Source organism: Streptomyces sp. NPDC004284 (assembly GCF_042874035.1).
Taxonomy (GTDB): Bacteria; Actinomycetota; Actinomycetes; order Streptomycetales; family Streptomycetaceae; genus Streptomyces.
Window position 1 is genome coordinate 1 of record NZ_JBIAMJ010000034.1, and the last position, 18302, is coordinate 18302.

At 70.6% G+C, this 18302-nt stretch carries 17 protein-coding genes and 3 pseudogenes; 12 read left to right on the forward strand and 8 right to left on the reverse strand.

Going from position 1 to position 18302, the window contains the following annotated elements:
* A pseudogene (locus ACFYUS_RS38790) lies at positions 1 to 725 on the reverse strand (hypothetical protein); the annotation flags it as partial.
* Between the two features lie 638 nt (positions 726 to 1363).
* On the opposite strand from ACFYUS_RS38790, the gene ACFYUS_RS38795 reads away from it, so the two are divergent.
* Positions 1364 to 1561, forward strand: a complete 198-nt coding sequence (locus tag ACFYUS_RS38795) for a transposase (protein ID WP_388862975.1) — start codon at positions 1364 to 1366, stop codon at positions 1559 to 1561.
* A pseudogene (locus ACFYUS_RS38800) lies at positions 1558 to 1896 on the forward strand (transposase); the annotation flags it as partial. The gene ACFYUS_RS38795 and the pseudogene ACFYUS_RS38800, both read left to right, overlap by 4 nt.
* Here the strand turns inward: ACFYUS_RS38800 and ACFYUS_RS38805 are convergent.
* Positions 1853 to 2413 carry a hypothetical protein gene (locus ACFYUS_RS38805; RefSeq protein WP_388862977.1) on the reverse strand — a complete coding sequence of 187 codons (561 nt, stop codon included), beginning with the start codon at positions 2411 to 2413 and terminating at the stop codon, positions 1853 to 1855. The pseudogene ACFYUS_RS38800 and the gene ACFYUS_RS38805 overlap by 44 nt on opposite strands.
* 219 nt (positions 2414 to 2632) lie before the next feature.
* On the opposite strand from ACFYUS_RS38805, the gene ligA reads away from it, so the two are divergent.
* Complete coding sequence (ligA, locus tag ACFYUS_RS38810; protein WP_388863005.1) at positions 2633 to 4684, forward strand: NAD-dependent DNA ligase LigA; 2052 nt, start codon at positions 2633 to 2635, stop codon at positions 4682 to 4684.
* A 458-nt stretch (positions 4685 to 5142) separates the two neighbouring features.
* Here the strand turns inward: ligA and ACFYUS_RS38815 are convergent, their stop codons facing one another.
* From ACFYUS_RS38815 to ACFYUS_RS38825, 3 genes are read right to left on the reverse strand one after another with little or no spacing between them, the layout of a single operon-like run.
* A complete protein-coding gene (locus ACFYUS_RS38815; protein ID WP_388862979.1) occupies positions 5143 to 6159 on the reverse strand; it encodes an NAD(P)/FAD-dependent oxidoreductase in 1017 nt (338 codons plus the stop codon).
* Positions 6156 to 6746, reverse strand: coding sequence for an isoprenylcysteine carboxyl methyltransferase family protein (locus ACFYUS_RS38820; RefSeq protein ID WP_382664060.1), 591 nt, complete (start codon positions 6744 to 6746; stop codon positions 6156 to 6158). Before ACFYUS_RS38820 ends, ACFYUS_RS38815 begins: the two co-directional genes overlap by 4 nt.
* A 27-nt stretch (positions 6747 to 6773) precedes the next feature.
* Positions 6774 to 8030 carry a type III polyketide synthase gene (locus ACFYUS_RS38825; RefSeq protein ID WP_388863007.1) on the reverse strand — a complete coding sequence of 419 codons (1257 nt, stop codon included), beginning with the start codon at positions 8028 to 8030 and terminating at the stop codon, positions 6774 to 6776.
* Here ACFYUS_RS38825 and ACFYUS_RS38830 point away from each other — a divergent pair.
* Positions 7946 to 8812, forward strand: coding sequence for a UbiA family prenyltransferase (locus ACFYUS_RS38830; protein ID WP_388862982.1), 867 nt, complete (start codon positions 7946 to 7948; stop codon positions 8810 to 8812). The two genes, ACFYUS_RS38825 and ACFYUS_RS38830, sit on opposite strands and share 85 nt — an antisense overlap.
* 66 nt (positions 8813 to 8878) lie before the next feature.
* Here the strand turns inward: ACFYUS_RS38830 and ACFYUS_RS38835 are convergent, their stop codons facing one another.
* Positions 8879 to 9031 (reverse strand): hypothetical protein, encoded by a 153-nt coding sequence (locus ACFYUS_RS38835; protein ID WP_388862984.1) that lies wholly within the window; start codon positions 9029 to 9031, stop codon positions 8879 to 8881.
* Between the two features lie 35 nt (positions 9032 to 9066).
* Between ACFYUS_RS38835 and ACFYUS_RS38840 the strand changes: the two genes are divergently transcribed.
* Both ACFYUS_RS38840 and ACFYUS_RS38845 read left to right on the forward strand, forming a co-directional pair.
* Complete coding sequence (locus ACFYUS_RS38840) at positions 9067 to 9399, forward strand: hypothetical protein (RefSeq protein ID WP_388862986.1); 333 nt, start codon at positions 9067 to 9069, stop codon at positions 9397 to 9399.
* Between the two features lie 12 nt (positions 9400 to 9411).
* The gene (locus ACFYUS_RS38845; RefSeq protein ID WP_388862988.1) at positions 9412 to 9762 is read left to right on the forward strand and encodes a transposase; all 351 of its coding nucleotides are present in this window, start codon (positions 9412 to 9414) and stop codon (positions 9760 to 9762) included.
* 104 nt (positions 9763 to 9866) lie between these two features.
* Here the strand turns inward: ACFYUS_RS38845 and ACFYUS_RS38850 are convergent, their stop codons facing one another.
* Positions 9867 to 10361: a DUF3237 domain-containing protein gene (locus ACFYUS_RS38850; RefSeq protein ID WP_388862990.1), complete on the reverse strand. Its 495-nt coding sequence runs from the start codon at positions 10359 to 10361 to the stop codon at positions 9867 to 9869.
* Positions 10362 to 10978: 617 nt separating this feature from the next.
* Between ACFYUS_RS38850 and ACFYUS_RS38855 the strand changes: the two genes are divergently transcribed.
* The gene (locus tag ACFYUS_RS38855) at positions 10979 to 11482 is read left to right on the forward strand and encodes a hypothetical protein (protein ID WP_388862992.1); all 504 of its coding nucleotides are present in this window, start codon (positions 10979 to 10981) and stop codon (positions 11480 to 11482) included.
* Positions 11483 to 11584: 102 nt separating this feature from the next.
* Here ACFYUS_RS38855 and ACFYUS_RS38860 read toward each other — a convergent pair.
* Positions 11585 to 11692: pseudogene (locus tag ACFYUS_RS38860) on the reverse strand (AAA family ATPase); the annotation flags it as partial.
* Positions 11693 to 12216: 524 nt separating this feature from the next.
* Here ACFYUS_RS38860 and ACFYUS_RS38865 point away from each other — a divergent pair.
* The 5 genes from ACFYUS_RS38865 (at position 12217) to ACFYUS_RS38885 (ending at position 18123) form a co-directional block, all read left to right on the forward strand.
* The gene (locus ACFYUS_RS38865) at positions 12217 to 12717 is read left to right on the forward strand and encodes an NUDIX domain-containing protein (protein ID WP_388862994.1); all 501 of its coding nucleotides are present in this window, start codon (positions 12217 to 12219) and stop codon (positions 12715 to 12717) included.
* 825 nt (positions 12718 to 13542) lie between these two features.
* On the forward strand, positions 13543 to 14889 hold the full coding sequence (locus ACFYUS_RS38870; protein WP_388862996.1) for an aminotransferase class V-fold PLP-dependent enzyme: 1347 nt from the start codon (positions 13543 to 13545) through the stop codon (positions 14887 to 14889).
* On the forward strand, positions 14874 to 16208 hold the full coding sequence (locus ACFYUS_RS38875; protein WP_388862998.1) for an ABC transporter substrate-binding protein: 1335 nt from the start codon (positions 14874 to 14876) through the stop codon (positions 16206 to 16208). The genes ACFYUS_RS38870 and ACFYUS_RS38875 overlap by 16 nt, the downstream gene beginning before the upstream one ends.
* A gap of 281 nt (positions 16209 to 16489) precedes the next feature.
* A complete protein-coding gene (locus ACFYUS_RS38880) occupies positions 16490 to 17311 on the forward strand; it encodes a carbohydrate ABC transporter permease (protein ID WP_388863000.1) in 822 nt (273 codons plus the stop codon).
* On the forward strand, positions 17308 to 18123 hold the full coding sequence (locus ACFYUS_RS38885) for a carbohydrate ABC transporter permease (RefSeq protein WP_388863002.1): 816 nt from the start codon (positions 17308 to 17310) through the stop codon (positions 18121 to 18123). Before ACFYUS_RS38880 ends, ACFYUS_RS38885 begins: the two co-directional genes overlap by 4 nt.
* Positions 18124 to 18302: the final 179 nt, after the last annotated feature.

Genomic DNA, 18302 nt, shown 5'->3' on the forward strand with positions numbered 1-18302 from the left:
CGTCGTCCGGACAGGAACAGCGTCCAGCGGGGGAACACCTGCCCCCACACGTACAGCAGCCCCAGCAGCAGGAAGATCCCGACCATCGCGGCCAGCACGGTCACGTCGATCCCCGCCGACGCGGTTGCCTTCGACGGCCCCGACGCGCCGGCGACCGACGTCCTCCGCCAGTCATCGCCCGCGACGCCGAGCGCGTCGCCGCCCAGCGTCCAGATGGTCTTGGTTCCCGCCCACGGCAGGAGTCCGCACATGAGCAGGTACACCGCGACGCGGGTCCGCCTCGGGGCCCGGGAGGCGGCTGGGTGGGCAAGCGGGCCGTCGCCGGCGCCGGCGTGCGGCCGCCCGCATCGCGGGCAGTCTCCGCGCAGCCGTCGGCGGTACGACAGACCGACGAGGAGCAGGAGGGCGGCACCGGCCGTGTTCAGCAGCACCTGGGCCAGCCCGGTGGCGCTCTCGATCCCCGAGAGCGTCGCAATCGTCACGAAATAGATCGGCAACCCGTTCATCCCCACGACGAACACCGGGAGCGCCACCATCAGTGCCGTCGCCACCGCGACCCGGCCGAGCTTGGCGAGCGTTCGGGTGCCGGCCAGGCAGGCGCCGCCGGCCAGGAGCGCGAGGGCCGCCAGGAAGAGCTGGGCCCCCGGCGCGTACGCGGAGTGCTCCTTCCACTGCACGGTGGTGCCCGTCACCGCCCAGATGACCTCGACAGCGGCGTACAACACGCCCCAGGATGCGGCTGCCGCGGGCGCCCACACGGGCCACCGACGCCACCACAAGACCCGCTCCGGGCTTGCGGTCGGTGGCTCAGGAACGCCACCTACCTCCGAGTTCGCAGGAACAACCACCGTGACCCCCGTGTATCCGGTTTGCCGACGCTCCAAGATTCCGCGTCACCCGCGCTGATCACATCCATCCCACGGATCATCCGGCTCCCCCGCGCGGGGGAGCCGGATCGTGAGTGTCGGCCCGGCCGGAGGATTACGGTGCGGTGCGCCGACCGTTGTCGTAACGATCAGGGCGCTTGCCGATCGGACGGGAATCTCGATCGGGTGACCGTGGGCCAGCGGAGGCATGGAGGCAGGGTCTCCTGCACAGTTCGGGATGGTCGAAGTCCTACCGAGCGACAGAGAAGGCCTGTTGTCCCGGTCCGTCGCGCTCACTCCTATCGCGTCCAACTCCCGGGTTTCGTCGGGTGATTGCCTCGTTCACGTATACGGGAATGCGGCCGACCACGGCGTGCGTGTGCGACGGTATCCGCCGGACATGACCGATGCCGAGTGGGCCCAGGTCCGCATCGCGCTGCCCACGCCGGGGTGGTTGGAGGGCAGGGTGGCAGCCGGAGGCGTACTGCCACCGGGCGATGCCGGATGCGGTCCGCTACCTGGTCGACAACGGAATCAAGTGGTGGGCGATGCCCGCGGACTTTCCGCCGTGGGACCGCGTCTACGCGTTCTTCCGCCGCTGGCGCGACTGGGCCGGTTCAAGGAGTTCCACGACCGGCTGCGCGTCAAGGTCCGCACCCGGACGGGCCGGGACGCCGAGCCCGGCGCGGGCGTGAACGGCTCGCAGTCGGTCAAGACGGACGCCGTCGTCGGCACCGACAGCCGTGGCTTCGACCGCGGCAAACTGATCAACGGGCGCAAGCGGTACGCCGTCGTCGACCCGCTCGGCCTGATGCTCGGAGCGGTGGTCACCGCCGCGCAGGTAGGTGACCACGCCGCCGCCGAGGTGCTGCTCGCCCAAGTGGCCGACGCGCACCACCTGCCGGAGCTCATCCGGGTCGACGGCGGCTGCACCGGCGGACTCATCACCTTCTGCCTCACCGCCCTGGCGCCGGTCCTGGCCATCGTCAAACGCAGCGACGACCAGAAGGGGTTCGTGGTGCCACCCAAGCGGTGGATCGTCGAACGATCCTTCGCCCGCCTGATGCGCACCCGCCGCCTGGCCCGGCCACATCCTTCGCGAGAGTGGACCGCCCCGGCGCGTGCTCGGCCAGCCAGTCCCGGGCCACCAGCCGCTTCGCCTTCGACCGCAACGCCTCCACCTTCGCCGGCACCACCTCCAGGCCGAAGCAGGCGGCCATCTCCTGGCACGAAAGCGGACCTTGACCGAGCCGATCGCGGTCGGCCAGGACCCGCAGGATGCGCTGGTAGTCCACCGACAGCGCCGACCAGTCCAGCCCCGCACGCCACATCGGCACCACCGATTTCGCCTTCGCCGGCTCGGGCCGGGCCCGCTGTTCACCGGGATCCCACAGGTCGTCGCAGGCACCGGGGCCAGCGGCGTTGTCGTCGCCCCGGGCCAGTACCTCGCCGACGCGCGACCGGGCGATGGCCCACTCGCTCCACTCCTGCTCGGCCACGGCGAGCTCGGCGTGGATACGGTCGGCCTCCTCCCGCAGTGCGTCCACACGACGGCGTGCAGTGAGCTCGCGCTCTTCCAGAAGCCCACGACCGACGGCATCCCCCAACCTCCACCCAAGTGACAACGAGACACGTCACCACTCCCACAAGACCAGCGACCCTATGCCTGACCAGCGAGAACGCGGTCCTCAAGTCCGGAAAGACAACAGCAGCCCAGACACGGCGCTCAGGGGTGGACGGTGGCATTGTCAGTGGCGGACAGGATGATGACGTTCATGACCGAAAACAGTGCCTTGCTCTCGCCTGCCGCCTACGGGGAGGCCGTGACCACCGCAGTGGCGGCGTCGGCCGCGTACTACGGCGACGGAACCACCCCGCTCGGTGACGACGAGTACGACAGCCTGCTGCGTGCCATCGCGGCCTACGAGAAAGCCCACCCGGACGAGGCTCTGGCCGAGTCGCCTACGGGGAAGGTGGCGGGCGGAGCCGTGCAGGGCGACGTGCCGCACTCGGTGCCGATGCTCTCCCTCGACAACGTCTTCGACGCCGACGAGCTCGCCGAGTGGGCCACGGGCCTGGAACGGCGACTTGGCCACGCGGTGGGCGAGTGGTGCGTGGAGCCGAAGCTCGACGGCCTAGCGGTGGCCGCCCGCTACCGGGGCGGCCAGCTCGTTCAGGTCCTCACCCGCGGCGACGGCCTGGCCGGTGAGGACATCACCCACGCCGCCGGCGCCGTCCTTGGTCTGCCGTCGGTCCTCACCGAGCCGATCGACGTCGAACTGCGCGGCGAGGTGCTGCTGACGAGCGCCCAGTTCGAGGAAGCGAACCGGATCCGGCTCGCCCACGAAGCCACACCGTTCGCGCACCCGCGCAGTGGAGCCGCCGGCACGCTGCGGGCCAAGGACCGGCCCTACCGGATCGAGCTGACCTTCTTCGCCTACGGCGCCATCGGCCTGGACGACCTCGGCCACGTCGCTCTGCTGGAGCGACTGGCGGTACTCGGCGCGAACACGGCCGCCAGCACGGCCGCCGCCCCGATGCGGTGCGAGACCGTGGAGCAGGTGCAGGAACGCATCGCCGTGATCGCCGGGCTGCGCGCCGACCTGCCGTTCGGGATCGACGGTGTCGTCGTCAAGGCCGACTCGGCCGAGGACCAGCGGCAGGCCGGCAACGGCTCACGCGCCCCGAGGTGGGCAGTGGCCCGGAAGCTGGCGGCCGAGCACAAGGTGACGCGCCTGCTGGCGGTGGAGTGGAACGTCGGCCGGACCGGGATCATCGCCCCGCGCGCCGTCCTGGAGCCCGTGGTCATCGATGGAGTGACGGTCACTTACGCCACGCTCCACAATCCGGCTGACATCACCCGGCGCGGGCTCATGATCGGCGACCAGGTGTTCGTGTACCGGGCGGGCGATGTGATCCCCCGGGTCGAGGCCCCGCTGGCCGACCAGCGCACCGGCGCCGAGAGTCCGATCGTCTTCCCCGAGGCCTGCCCCCGCTGCGGCGACGCGATCGACACCTCCGAGCAGCGGTGGCGGTGCGTGCGCGGCCGCAGCTGTCAGGCCGTGGCCTCGGTGATCTACGCCGCCGGCCGGGACCAGCTCGACATCGAAGGTCTCGGCGGCACGCGCGCGATCCAGCTGGTGGAGGCCGGTCTGGTCCAGGACATCGCCGACCTTTTCACGCTGACCCGCGAGCAGCTCCTCGGTCTGGAGCGGATGGGTGAGACCAGCGCCGCCAACCTCCTCGCCGCGATCGAGACCGCCCGCGGGGCCGCGCTGAACCGTGTGTTCTGCGCCCTCGGGGTCCGTGGCACCGGGCGCACCATGTCTCGCCGGATCGCCGCGCACTTCGGCTCGATGGCCGCGATCCGTGCCGCCGACGCCGACACGCTGGCCGAGGTCGACGGCATCGGCACCGAGAAGGCCCGTGTCATCGCGGCCGAACTCGCCGAACTCGCCCCGCTCCTCGACAAACTCCATGCCCAGAAGGTCGGCATCCAGGTCACCGAGCCGCAGGAGCCCGCCGCCAATGGAGACGGCGGCGAGGCACCGGCGGCGGACGGCCCGCTGGCCGGACAGGCCGTCGTGGTCACCGGCTCCATGACCGGCCCCCTCGCGGCGCTGTCGCGGAACGAGATGAACGAGCTGATCGAGCGGGCCGGCGGAAAGGCCTCGTCGTCGGTGTCCAAGCGCACCACCCTCCTGGTAGCGGGTGAGAAGGCCGGCTCCAAGCGCACCAAGGCTGAAGATCTCGGCATCCGCATCCTCGCCCCCGAGGAATTCGCCGCGCTGGTCGCCGACTTCCTCCCCGCCTCTTGAATCACCCGTCCGCCTGCATTCGCAGCTGAGGGCAAGCCCGTTGAGCTGATGTTTTCACGGCCGAGGCGAGCCTGCACGCGCCCTGGGCAAGCCGTGGACCGACCGGCCTGGGCGAGCCTGCACGCACCCTGGGCAAGCCAGGTTCAGCAGGCTGGGCAAGCCGGTCAGTTCGGAGGCGCGCCAGTCCTGACCGGCTGGTGCGGCGGGCCCCGGAGTCGGTGGTGCCGAGGTCCCTCTGCCCCCCGCCTGTCGTCAAATGTTTGCCGACAGGCGGGGGCGGCTCGATCTGCTTGCTCGCCGTCCAGCCGGGTTGGCACGGGCTGTCCCGGCCGGGTGGTCGGTGGGAGACTGCGGGCCATGTCTGGGTTCGCGAGAGACCCGAAGTACTACGGCGACGTCGCCCGGGCCGTGGGCGTCCGGCCAGCCGGGCGTGCACGATCACCGCCACGCCAGCACGATCACCGCAACGCGTGCACGGCCGCCGAGAACACGCCCGGCATGCGGGCGGCCATCGGCACGATCAGGCGGGAGGTCTCCGGCCGGGAGCCGGCCCGGAGCAGTGCCCTGGTGAGCAGCCGCTGCCGCCGCGACAGGCGCCGCCACGCCCGCTCGTAGTCCTGGGGCCGCCCCGCCCGCAGGCACCGTACCGCCGCTTCGGCCGACGCCAACGCGAGGGCGATGCCTTCGCCGGTGAGCGCGTCGACGTAGCCGGCCGCGTCACCGACGAGCAGGACACGGCCGGCGACTCTGCCGCGCACCCGCTGTCTGAGCGGCCCGGCGCCGCGGACCGCGTTCGCGGCCGCGTCCTCGTGCAGGCGCGCGGCCAGCTCGGGGAACCGGTCCAGACAGGTGGCGTAGGGGCGCCGGGCGGTGCTCAGCACGGCCACGCCGACGAGGTCGTCGGCGACCGGGGTCACGTACGCCTCGCCCTGCCTGGACCAGTGCACTTCGACGAAGTCGGACCACGGGACCATGCGGTAGTGGCGCCGCAGGCCGTAGCGCCGGGGGCCGGGGGCGGCCAGGTCCAGCCCGAGCGCCCGGCGCAGGGGCGAGTGCAGGCCGTCCGCCGCGACGAGCCACCGGGCCCGCAGCCCGGCAGCGGTCACCGACTCCGGTCCCTGGTGCACTTCCCCGACCTTGCCGGGCACGATCCGGACGCCGAGCTCGAAGGCCCGCCGGTACAGCGCGGCGCTCAGGACGGTGCGGCGTACGCCGAGGCCGGAGCCGTCACGGAAGGCGGCCTGCGCATGGTGGGCGCCGTCGATGTACCGGATGCCGCCCAGCTCGTGGCCGGCCGGTTCGACGCCCAGGGCGCGCAGGTGCCGAACGCCGCGGGGCATGATCCCCTCGCCGCACGCCTTGTCCACCGGGCCGGGCCGGGGCTCGATCACCACGGCCTCCATGCCGGCCAGCGTGGCGTGGATCGCGGTGGCCAGTCCGGCGGGCCCGCCGCCCGCGACGAGCAGGTCGATCACGCGAGCCCGCCGGGTACGGAGGTCCGCGCCGGGCGCGTGGCGTCCGTGGCGGTCCCGGACGGTGTGGCAGGCGGCACCGAGGAGGCCGGGGCGAGCGCCGCGTCCTCGCAGCGGATGCGCACGGTGAGTAGCGCGGCGTTGAGCAGCGTGAACAGAACGGCGGTCAGCCATGCCCCGTGGACCAGCGGCAACGCCGCTCCTTCGGCCACCACCGCCACGTAGTTCGGGTGGCGCAGCCATCGGTACGGGCCGCCGGCGACCAGAGGCAGGCCGGGCACGACAAGGACCCGGGTGTTCCAGCGCGGCCCCAGTGTCCGCACGCACCACCAGCGCAGGGCCTGGGCCGCGACCACTACGGCCAGCATGGGCCAGCCGAGGCCGGGGCGGAACGGCGGCCGCATCGTCGCCACCTCGGCCAGGCAGCCGAGGAGAAGGCCCGTGTGCAGCACCACCATCACCGGGTAGTGCCGCCGTCCGTGTTCGACCGCGCCGCGCGCCAGGCTCCAGCGCGAGTGCCGCCGGGCGACCACGAGTTCGGCGACGCGCTCGGCGCCGGTCGCGAGCACCAGGAGGATGTACCAGGTCATGTCTCCTCGTCTTTCCTTTCCTGCTTCCTACCAGCGCAACAGGACGAGTTCGGTGCAGAAGCCCGGGCCCATGGCGAGCAGCAGGCCGGGGGTTCCGGCGGGCGGCCGACTGCCTTCCGCGAGCGTGTCGCGCAGGACGTGGAGCACGGACGCCGAGGACAGGTTGCCGACCTCCGCGAGCGAGCGCCTGCTGACGTCGAGGGCATCGTCCGGCAGGTCGAGCGCCTCCGCGACCGCGTCGAGGACCTTGGGCCCGCCCGGGTGGCTGACCCAGGCCGTCACATCCTTGCGCGTGAGGCCATGATCGGACAGGAAGGTATCGACGTCGGCCCCGAGGTTCTTGCGCACCATGTCGGGAAGGGCGGGATCCAGCACGACGCGGAAGCCCGAAGCGGTGATGTCCCAGCCCAGCAGGTGTTCGGTGTCCGGGTAGAGCCGGCTGCGGCTCGCCACCACCGTCGGGCCGGCCCCCGCCGCTGCCGTGTGCCTTCGAGTGCCGCAGGCGACGGCCGCGGCGGCCCCGTCCCCGAAGAGCGCGGTCGCGATCAGGTTGGCGGGGGACGCGTCGTCCCGCTGAAAGGTCAGTGAGCAGAGTTCGACGGAGAGGAGCACGGCGATATGCTCCGGCCACCCCTGGAGGTAGTCGTGGAGCCGGGCGACGCCGGCCGCGCCGGCGACGCAGCCGAGGCCGAAGAGAGGAAGCCGTCTCACGTCCGACCGCATCCCGAGCCGTCCGACGAGCCGGGCGTCCACCGACGGCACGGCGATGCCGGTCACGGAGGTGAACAGCAGCAGATCGACGTCCCGGGCGGACAGGCCGGCCGCGTCGAGCGCCCCGGAGACGGCTTCGGCGCCGAGCTCCACGGCATGGGTGAGGAAGGCGTCGTTGACCGCGCCGAAGTCCTTCAACTCGCCGTACCGGTCGAGGGGCAGTGCCGTATGACGCCGGCGGACCCGCGCGCCGCGGTGGAGACGGTCGAGAGCACGCCGGTCGCCGTCGGCGGCCAGGCACTGACCGGCCACCATGTCGGTGATCTCCTGCTGGGCGTGCCGGTGTGGTGCCAGGACTCCGTGGACTGCTGCGATCCGGGTCATCGGACTCCTTGCTGACTGCCTGGTGCGGACGACGTGCACCCATATGTGCCCCGCGCCCCGTGGTCGTACCACGTCATCGCTCGTTGGGCGCCTACGATCGGCGCGTGGACGCGACGAACCGGGCCACCGTCGGGGCCGTACGGCCCAAGGGGGGCCTTCTCGCCGGCCTTGCGAGGGCCTGTCACCCAGGACCGACGGCCGCCGTCACCCTGCTGATGACGGCGCTCGCGGTGTCGGCGGGGCACAGCGCGAGGGGCTCTGCGCTGGTCGGCGTGGCGGTGCTGGCGGGCCAGCTGTCAGTGGGGTGGTGCAACGACGCGGTCGACGCCCGGCGTGACCGGGCGGCCGATCGGCACGGCAAGCCGGTCGTGTCCGGCGCCGTCACCGCCGGGGCCGTGCGGGCCGCCGCGGTCATGGCTTTGGTGGCGTGCGTCCCGCTGTCCCTGTCCGGTGGTCTGCTCGCCGGGAGCGTCCACCTGGTCGGCGTCGGCGGCGCGTGGGCGTACAACCTGGGGCTGAAGGCGACGCGGCTGTCCTGGCTGCCGTACGCCGTGGGGTTCGCGGCGCTTCCCGCCTTCGTGGTGCTGAGCCTGCCGGGGAGGGTCGCGCCGGCCTGGTGGGTCGTCACGGCCGGTGCGTTGCTGGGCGTGGGCGCGCATCTGGGAAACGTGCTGCCGGACATCGAGTTCGACCTCCGAGCGGGGGTACGTGGGTGGCCGCAGCGTCTCGGCCCCACGTGGACGCGGCTGCTGCTGCCGGCACCGCTGGTCGTGGCGTCCGGGGTGCTCGTCCTCGGTGGGCCAGGGGTACCCGGCGTCTCCTCGTGGGCCGCCTTGGCGGTGGTCGCACTGACGGCGCTGGTGAGTGCGCTCCTCGGCGGTCGCTGTGTCCGACTGCCGTTCATCGCCTCGATCCTCGTCGCCGGTACGGATGTGGCACTGCTGGTGGGGCGTGGCGGCCTGGTCGCCTGACAGTGCCGGATGGCAGACCAGAGCCGGGTCGGTGGGGACCATTCGGGGACCAGCCCGCCTTGACCGTCAACGGACGACGACGATCCGCGGGACGCGGAGGACGCTGAGGCGCGCCGAGAGGGCAGCGCCGGCGGTGGTGACCTTGTGCACGTCGGGGTGCAGGTACCGCTGGATGGTGGTCAGTGAGCCGTGTCCGGCGATCTCGCGTAGGACCTGCACCTGACGCCGACGCCGGCGAACCAGGTGAGCCCGGTATGGCGCAGGCCGTGGCGGCACAGGTGTTCGTAGCCGAGCCCGGTGACGATGGTGTCCCAGTGGACGGCGTCGCGCAGCACGGCGGAGGAGACGCGGCCGCCGCGCGGTCCGGTGAACAGGCGGGCGTCGGGGTCCGGACCGGCGGCGAGAACGCGCTGGGCGACGAGCGGGCGGATCTCCTCGATGACGGGGACTGCAAATCGTTTGGCTCTTCCAAGATTTCCGTAGGCGTTGACCGTTCCGGTGATCTGCCACGAGGAGGGGCTGCCGCTGCCAGGCTGCCGGCGTGTGATGTCGCCGTTGAGGAACTGCTGCCCCGGCTCGTGGGGTGACGGATCGAGCGTGTGGATGCCGGCCTGCTCATCCCACGCGAGGGCAACGCCGAGAAGCTGACGGCCTGGATCACCCGGACCCACAGCGCTGACCTGCCCTTTCTCCACTCCTCCGCGAACGGTCTGGAGCGCGACCGCGCCGCCGTCGACGCCTCCCTCACCCTGTCCCACCACAACGGCCGCACCGAGGGCACCCACACCAAGATCAAGCTCCTCAAGCGCCTGATGTACGGCCGCCCCAGCCACCGCCTCCCGCGTCACATCATCCTGCTCGACCGACGCACGGTCACGGACGATCAACGCCTACGAAAATCTTGGAAGAGCCACTCGATCGACAGTCCCCCGCCTGGGCGTTCTTCCTGACCCCGTCCAGATGCGCGAGCGTCGTCGCTCGCTCAGTGGGTTCGTCGGCTGTTCCAGCTGGGCGTGTCCGGGAGGCGTTCCTCTGCTGCCGGCCGCAGCGGTGCTCAGGTCACGGAGTAGAAGCGGATGGCGACTTCGGAGTCGTCGCCGCGGGCGAGGCCGATGAAGACGGTGCGGGCGAGCCAGAGGTGGGCGGGGGCATCGGTGCGGAAGACGGGGGAGGTTCGGTAGTACACGCCTGTCTCGGACACCTGCAGATCGCCGTCGTACTGGGCGGGGGCGGTGGGGTCGTCCTCGTGGTAGTAACCGCGGTTGGCGATGTCGATGACCGCGCCGTCATCGGCTTGAAGGAGATATCGGGCATCGAGCTGGTAGACCCCGCTGCGCCTGTCGCACCAGTCGCCGCCGCCGGCCAGGACAGTGCCGCGCAGGCGGGGGCCCTGGACGGTGCCGCCGGTGATGGGAACGTACTCGGTGACTTCGCCGGCACCGTGCCCGATGTGCAGGGAGGGAGCGAGGAAGACGCGGACCTCGAAGGCGAAGTCGAGGGCGGGAGTGAAACCCGGTCCGACGGCGGGATGCGACTCTGGGGCGATCACGGCACTCCGTAAGGCTGCGGGGCTGGCGGGTCGGTACGGCGGATCCTAGACAAGCCGTACCCAGCCCGGTCAACAGCGTTGACATAGCGCGGCTGATGGGTGTGCCGCGTGGTTCGTGCGGCCGCGGGGGCACCCCCGAGAGGACGGACCGATCAGCGATCGTCGTCGAGTTCCTGGTGCACTGCTCCCCGCACCCGCAGGGATGGCCCCCTGCTGGCCACGGACTACCATCGCGGACTCTGTTTCCAGCCCGCGCGGGGGAGGGGTCCCAGCTGACCGACCCCCTGCACCGCACCGGGGCCCTGCTCCCCGCTTTTGCGGGGATGGGTTGGTACCGGTGGCTGTGGGAGTTGCGGTGGGCGTTCCCGACGTGCTGATCATGCCTGTGGCCTGCTTACCCACGTGCTCACCATGGCTGCTCCCCGCGTGTGCCGAGGACCGTGTGGCTTCGTTCACGTGAAGTGGCAGCGATTGATCAGCGGTTTGGGCAGCAGTTAGCGATCTTGGGCGCTGCGGATGTTCACCAGAAATGACGTCGCCCGACGTTGATGAGGATCGGGATCTGCGTAAATTGTTGATCTTGACGGTGCTGGCGTCAGGTGGGGCATCCTGGTGCGATGAATGATGTCGAGGCGATGTGGCAGTTGTGGTTGTCCGGACTGACATCGCCGAAGCGAGCCGTGGCGGAGCCGCTTCGGACGCAGTTCGAAGCCCTTGGTGCGGCTGACGCACCGGATTGGGTGCGGTCTGAGATCGATGAGAACCAGCCGCAGCTGGCACGGTTCGTGCTGCTCCGCTCCTTGTGGCGGGGAGCGATCGATGGCTGGGCCAACCCGGGAGCTCTGGAACAGGTGGCGGCAGCTCGGCGCTTGCTGGACGCGGGGGCAGACCGGGACGACTTGGTGCTGCTGGCTCGGGCGATCGCCTATGAATCGGTGTTTGCCGCGGTGGACGAGCTCGACTGTGGCGGGGACGTGAACGAGTCGGGGGTCGATGTTGGCTGGGCGGTCATGGAGTCTGGCGAGGACGGACGTCTCACTGGCCGTCCCCTCTCAGGTCTTCACGAAGACCTGTTGACGATGGATCCGAGTGGGCGCGACGGTGCGGATATGTGGCGTTAGGCCACCGGCCAAGGCCGGGTGAGGGCGCGCGCGGATCTCATCAGCGTGGTGACGGCCCATCGCCCGGAGGGCGAAGGGCCGTCGAGTAGGTGCCCGCAGCGGTCAGCCGGCCTTCGTCGGTTCCTCGGCCCGCGTCCGCGTGGAGGCGAGGCGGTAGGAGTCGGTTCCGGTCTCGATGTTGGTGCCGTTGAAGGTGAGGCGGTCGGCGACGTAGCGGCGGACCTGCTGGTAGAAGACCTCGGCGCCGTGCTCTTCGACCAGTCGGTGGAAGTTCCGGGTGACCGTGTGACGCTGTTTGCGCGGCGCGTCCATGTCGGCCCGCAGGATCCCGTCGACCACCGCCTTGTACGGGTCCAGCGTGGTCGCCCGGGGCGGGAGCTTCTTCCGCGGCTCCGGCCAGACCGAGTCCACGGCCTTCCCGATCGTCCGCCACGACACGTTGTACTTGCGCGTGATCTCCCGCATCGTCATGCCGTCGCGGTGGTCACGCCGGATCGCGGCGTACAGCTCGACCTTCGACGTCTGCGGCATGACCAGGGCCTCTCACCAGGAGCACTCCCGATGCTGACCTGGCAAGTACCCCGGTGACGTTGGCTTCGCTGGTGTAACGCAGGAACGGTTGATACCGAGTTCGGGCAACAGATGTTGATCAAGTGGGTCCATAATATTGTCGAGTTCTGAGAACGGTTCGCCGGGAAGCGGCGTTGTCAGTGGGTTCTGCCAGGGTGTGTTTCGTGGATGAACTTGTGGAGCGTGTCGACCGTCAAGATCGTGTCCTGGGGGTGGTCACCCGTCGGCAGGCGATCCGGGAGGGCTGGCTGCATCGAATCGCTTCGACGGTGTGTCGTGATGAGCGTGGCCGGTTCCTCGTCCACCGGCGGTCGGAGCAGCTGTCTCGCTTCCCTGGGCTCTATGAGGTCATGGTCGGTGGCGCCGTGGGTGTCGGTGAGTCCTATGAGCAGGCTGCCGGGCGGGAGCTGGCCGAAGAGCTGGGCATTCGTGGCCTGCCGCGCTTGCTGTTCACGTTCATCAACCGCAGCGGCCTGAGCCCTCACTGGCTCGGCGTGCATGAAGCCGTGGTTCCGGACGCTGTGACCCGCGATCCCGATGAGGTCGCCTGGCATGGCTGGCTGACCGAGCCAGAGCTTCACTCGGCCCTGTTGGAGTGGCGCTTCACTCCCGACAGCCACGAGGCATTCAGCCGGTATCTCGTGTTTCGGACCGCGCAGTCCTGACCTTTCTCGCCTCTTCGATCGGTCCCCTCAGCCCAGGGACTGTTGTTCGGCTCGAGCGCGAGTGGTGGCGAGGCGGTAGGGGTCGGTGCCGGCACAACCATGGTCCCGAAGCAAGCACCGAGGCGTTCCCAGAACTCGGCAACATCACTCTCCCGTGGAACCGGGCGTTCCCGCCGCTGAGCATCAGACGTTCCTGAAACTCACCTACAAAGCCATGACGTCGAAACTCGTGGACATCACCCGTCCATGGTTCGGGGTGACTCCCCAACTCGGGCTCTGGCCCAACTTCTGTGGTGTCGATTCGAAGCTCGGTGTCCAAGGCCGGAGCGCGCCGGGAAACTGCAGGTCAGCGGCCTGACCTGAGGCAGGCACAAACCCGGATGGTGTGGCTCCACAAAAGTTGTGCCAGAGCCCAAACTCGTGAACAACTGACAGCACGACTCGTGATTGAAGCCAGACCGTGTGACCGTCACGGCCGGAATCGCTGGCCAGGTCGGCGCCGTCGCTTCGGTGCGGAACTCGCCCTCGGTCGCGGTGATCGTGCGTGTGGGCGAAGGCGGGGAGCTGCTGCCGCGGGTGACTCACCCGCGGTGCGGTGACACCTATGCCCAGCTGGCCGCCGGTGCCTGCGTCGGAGGCACCGGCGGTGATCGGACGGCGTCGAGACGGTCCGTCATCTCCTGGGTGCCGCCCGGCTTCCTGTTCGTGCCGACATCGTCCGACCTCTTGTCGGGGCGTCTTCTCGTCTCTACTGTGAACCTTCAAATCCCAGGGAACCCATCTCCCTGGCTCTTTGAGGGATGAATTTTGAACGATCAAATTCGTGTGCGGGCACCGGACAACAGCAAGCGGGTCGCCCCGGGACCGGTCCAGGGACCGGCCTCCAGACCGGTCCAGGGACCGGCCTCCGAAACGGCCCCCGGTGCAGCCCTGGGTGGCGGTCCGACCGTCGGCTACCTCGACTACGCCCGAGTCGGTCCGCTCGCCCTGGAGGCGGCCACCGCGCTCGCCCACGCGACCGCGCTGGCCGGTCGTTCCGGGCCCGCCGACCTCGACCGGCTCTTCGCCCGCAGCGACGCCGCCCGCGTCTCGGCGGCCCGGCTCCTCGAGGCCAGGCCACACGAGATCGCGCTCGTCCCGTCCACCAGCAACGGCCTGTTCACCGTGGCCGCCGCGCTGCGCGGGCCCGGCACCGTGCTCGTGCCCCGGGACGAGTTCCCCGCCAACGTCTACCCCTGGATCCGCTTCGCCGGCCGGGGCGGCCCCGACGTGCGTCTCGTCGAGCCGGACGGGCCGCGGCACATCTCGCCCGACCTGCTGCGCCGGCACCTCACCCCCGACGTCACCGCACTCACCGTCAGCGCAGTCGACTCGCTCACCGGTCATGTGGCGCCGCTCGCTGCCCTCAAGGAGATCCTCGGGCCGGAGCGGCTGCTGGTCGTCGACGCGATCCAGGGTCTTGGGGCCGTCCCTCTCGACGTGGACGCCGCCGACATCCTCGTCAGCGGAGGCCAGAAGTGGCTGCGAGCCGGCTGGGGCGCCGCGTTCCTGCTGATCCGCGACCGGTGCGCCGAGCGACTGGGGCCAGGCCTCGGCGGCTGGGCCGGCGTCACGGACCCCTTCGCGGCGCGGCACCCGGCACCGCCACTGTCGGGCGCGGCAGCGCACCTCGCCACCAACCCGGACTTCCCGGCCGCGGCGGCCATCGGCGCCGCCGTCGACGGTCTGCTCGAACGGGGCGGCCCCGCCGCGGCCGGCACCCGCATCCGGGCCACCCTCGCCGAGTTGCTCGACCGCGCGCGGCGGGCGGGTGCGGAGGTCCTGCTGGACGGACTGGGGGAGCGGGACCGTGCCGGCATCGGCACCTTCCGGCTCCCCGGTCACGACCCCCTCGCCGTCCACCAGGTCCTGGAAGCGGCCGGCGTGATCACCACGCGCCGCGGCGAGTGGATCCGGGTCTCGCCGCACGTCTCCACCCCGCCCGCCGCAGTGGACCTCTTCGCCGAAGCCCTGCACGCGCTCACCCGGCGCACGAGCCACCTCCGGACCAGCACAACGAGCACCAGCAGTACCAGCAGTACCAGCAGTACCAGCAGTACCAGCAGAGCCATCAACCTCGACACTCACGCCCACACCCCCCGTAGCCAGGAGCCGACATGTCCCACCACCTGAGTCGCCGCCAGATCCTCCACCTCGCCACCGCCTCCGCCGTCGGGCTCGGCCTGACCGCCTGCGGAGGCGGCGATTCGGGCGCCGGCTCCGCAGGTGCCGACGGCGACAGCGGTCCCATCACGGTCTGGAGCTGGACCACCGCGGCCGAAGCCCTGCGCGGAGTCGTCCCGTCCTTCGAGCGCGACAACCCCGGCATCAAGGTCGACGTCCAGGATCTCGGCAACCCCGCCATCTGGGACAAGATCACCGTCGGTCTCGCCACGGGCGGGAAGGGTCTCGGCGACGTCCTCCACATCGGCGTCGACTACCTGCCCGGCTACATGGAGAAGTTCCCCCAGGGCCTCGCCGACCTGTCGAGGCTCGGCGCCGACAAGCACAAGGACGCCTTCGCCGAGGGCCTGTGGCCGACCGTCATAGGCAAGGACAGAGCGGTCCACGCCCTGCCCTGGGAGGTCAACCCCCTCGGGCTCTTCTACCGGAGCGACTACTTCGAGAAGGCCGACGTCGACCCCGCCTCGATCACCAGCTGGGACGACCTGATCGCCGCAGGACCGAAGATCCGAGCCGCCACCGGCGCGCAGCTGATCGGCCTCGACAAGCCGGGCACCACCCAGGACATGGACTTCTTCCAGAATCTGATGCAGCTCCAGGGCGCCTTCTACTTCGACCACGAGGGCAAGGTCACGCTCGCCTCCCCGGAGGCGATCCAGGCCCTCACCGTCATCAAGCGGATCAACGACGCCGGACTCATGGCCGACACCGCCGGCACGGGCACCGGTAAGCGCCTGCTCAGTCAGGGGAAGCTCGCCACCGCCCCGTACCCGGCCTGGGCCATCGAGTACCTGGCCACCAAGTTCCCGGCGCAGAGCGGGAAGTGGCGTGTCATGCAGCCGCCCGCCGCCGTGCCCGGCGGCAAGCGCAGCGCCATCGTGAACTCGACCTACCTGACCGTCTCCGCGACGAGCCCGCGCCGCAAGGCCGCCTGGCGCTTCATCGAGTACGCCCTCACCAAGCCGGCCGAGATCAACCGCATGTTCGCCTCCGGCGGCGTCTTCCCCGCCCTCAAGGCGGCTTACGAGGACCCGGAGTTCAGTGCGCCGAACCCCTTCTACGGCGGCCAGAAGGTGCTGCGTTCCTTCGCCGACTCGCTCGCCTCCGGGTCGGACGCGACCAACTTCACCGGCGACTACAGCCGTGCCCTGAAGCTCGCGAGCGACGCCCAGAGCCAGGTCCTCGTCAAGGGTGCCGACCCCGCCGAGGCGCTGAAGGCCGCGGCGAAGCAGCTCGCCCAGCAGACCGGCCGGCAGCAGGCGGCCTGACCATGTCCCTCGCACCTCCCGACCGAGCTTCCGACAGCGAGGCCGCGCCCACCGGAGGGGCCGGTGCCGGCACCGGCCCCTCGGGCCCCGCAAGCGTTCGTGACGACGCCGCCCGCGACAGCGCGACCTCCCGCGACGGGGCGCCTTCCCGTACCAGCGCGCCTTCCCGCAAAGAGACGACGCCCAGGAGCGAAGCGGCCGCCTACCCCGCCCGCCGCCCGAGCGCCGGCCCCATCCACCGCGGACTACTGACCCGGAGAACCTTCCCGTACCTCCTGATCATGCCCGCCGTCCTGGGCTTCGCCGTCTTCAAGGCGTACCCCATCGTCGCGTCGTTCTGGATCAGCCTCACCACCGGCAACGGCGATGCCACCCAGTTCTCCGGACTCGCCAACTACCGCCGGCTCGTGGCCGATCCGCTGTTCTGGACCGCGCTCCAGAACACGGCGCTCATCCTGGTCGTCCAGGTGCCGCTGATGCTGGGCCTCGCCCTGCTCGTCGCGATCGGCCTCAACTCCACCAAGGTGTGGTTGCGGCCCCTCTGGCGGCTCGGCGTCTTCGTCCCGTCCCTGACCGGCCTGGTCGCGGCGGGCGTGATGTTCTCCGTGATCCTCAACCGCGACGCCGGCCTCATGAACTGGGTGCTCTCGCTCGTCGGCGTCGACCCGGTGAACTGGCTCGGCACCCCCTTCTGGGCCCGCGTCGGCGTCGTCCTCGTCATCACCTGGCACTACACCGGCTACAACGCGGTGATGTACCTCGCCGCACTCCAGGGAATCCCCAAGGAGCTGTACGAAGCGGCCATGGTCGACGGCGCGGGCCCCGTCCGCCGCTTCTTCGCCATCACGCTGCCCCAGATGCGGCCGATCCTGCTCCTCACCGTCGTGCTCTCCACGATCGGCACCCTGCAGCTCTTCGACGAGCCGTACGTCCTGACCGGCGGCGGCCCCGACAACTCCACCCTCACGGTCACCATGTACCTCTACAACAACGGCTTCAAGTACTTCGACTTCGGCTACGCCTCGGCCCTCGCCTACGCACTCGCGCTGATCGTCTCCCTCCTCGGGATCCTGCAGGTCCGCCTGATGGGAGAGCGCCGATGAAGATGCGCGGCCCCCTCCTCACCGTTCTGCTCGCGGGCGCCTTCGGGCTCTGCGTCGCCCCGTTCTACTGGCTCGCGATCGCCGCCACCCAGGACGACAAGGACGTGTTCTCCTGGCCGCCGAAGCTGCTGCCGGGCGGCCACCTCCTCGACAACCTCCAGGGGCTCCAGGAGTCCGTCGGTCTCGCCCGCGTCCTGCTCAACACCTTCGTGGTGGCCGGCGTCCAGACCGTCGGGGCCGTCGTCATCTCGGTCCTCGCCGGCTACGCATTCGCCAAGTTCGACTTCCGCGGGCGCAACCTGTTCTTCGTCCTGCTGCTCAGCACCCTGGTCATCCCCGACACGGTGATGCTCGTCCCGATCTTCCAGATGATGATGGAACTGGGCCTGATCGACACCTACCAGTCCATCATCCTGCCCGGACTCGTCACCCCGTTCGGCATCTTCCTGATGCGGCAGGCACTGCGCTCCATGCCCGACGAACTCCTCGACGCCGCCCGCGTCGACGGCGCCGGCGAACTGCGGGTGCTGTGGCGGATCGTCGTCCCGGTCAACCGCCCGATCATCGCTGCCCTGGCCCTGTTCGTCTTCCTCGGCGGCTGGAACCAGTTCGTCTGGCCGCTGATCGCGCTGCGCAGCCCGGAGATGTACACGCTCCCGGTGGCCACGGCCACCCTCCAGGGCCTCTCGACCACGAACTACGCGCAGCTCCTGCTGGCCAGCGCCATCGCCGCCCTCCCCGTGATGGGCCTCTTCCTCGTCCTGCAACGCCAGTTCATCTCCGGCCTCCTGGCCGGGGCGACCAAGGAGTGACTCCCGTGATCACCGCACCGGACCCGACCGGACCGGACGCCACCACCCCGGACGCCACCGCCCCGAACGCGCCCGCCGCCATCGCCTCGGACACGCGCGCCCCGCACACGCCCACCGAGCGGCCCGTCCCCGCCTGGCGCCCCCACTCCGGAAGCGGCTCGGCCACCACTGACACTCCC

Excerpts from the sequence above, each read along its gene's own strand:
- ligA (WP_388863005.1), top strand. The coding sequence starts at position 2,633 with ATGACGTTCATGACCGAAAACAGTGCCTTGCTCTCGCCTGCCGCCTAC.
- ACFYUS_RS38820 (WP_382664060.1), bottom strand. The coding sequence starts at position 6,746 with ATGACCTGGTACATCCTCCTGGTGCTCGCGACCGGCGCCGAGCGCGTC.
- ACFYUS_RS38875 (WP_388862998.1), top strand. The coding sequence starts at position 14,874 with ATGTCCCACCACCTGAGTCGCCGCCAGATCCTCCACCTCGCCACCGCC.
- ACFYUS_RS38795 (WP_388862975.1), top strand. The coding sequence starts at position 1,364 with ATGCCGGATGCGGTCCGCTACCTGGTCGACAACGGAATCAAGTGGTGG.
- ACFYUS_RS38840 (WP_388862986.1), top strand. The coding sequence starts at position 9,067 with ATGGCGCAGGCCGTGGCGGCACAGGTGTTCGTAGCCGAGCCCGGTGAC.
- ACFYUS_RS38885 (WP_388863002.1), top strand. The coding sequence starts at position 17,308 with ATGAAGATGCGCGGCCCCCTCCTCACCGTTCTGCTCGCGGGCGCCTTC.
- ACFYUS_RS38880 (WP_388863000.1), top strand. The coding sequence starts at position 16,490 with ATGCCCGCCGTCCTGGGCTTCGCCGTCTTCAAGGCGTACCCCATCGTC.
- ACFYUS_RS38855 (WP_388862992.1), top strand. The coding sequence starts at position 10,979 with ATGAATGATGTCGAGGCGATGTGGCAGTTGTGGTTGTCCGGACTGACA.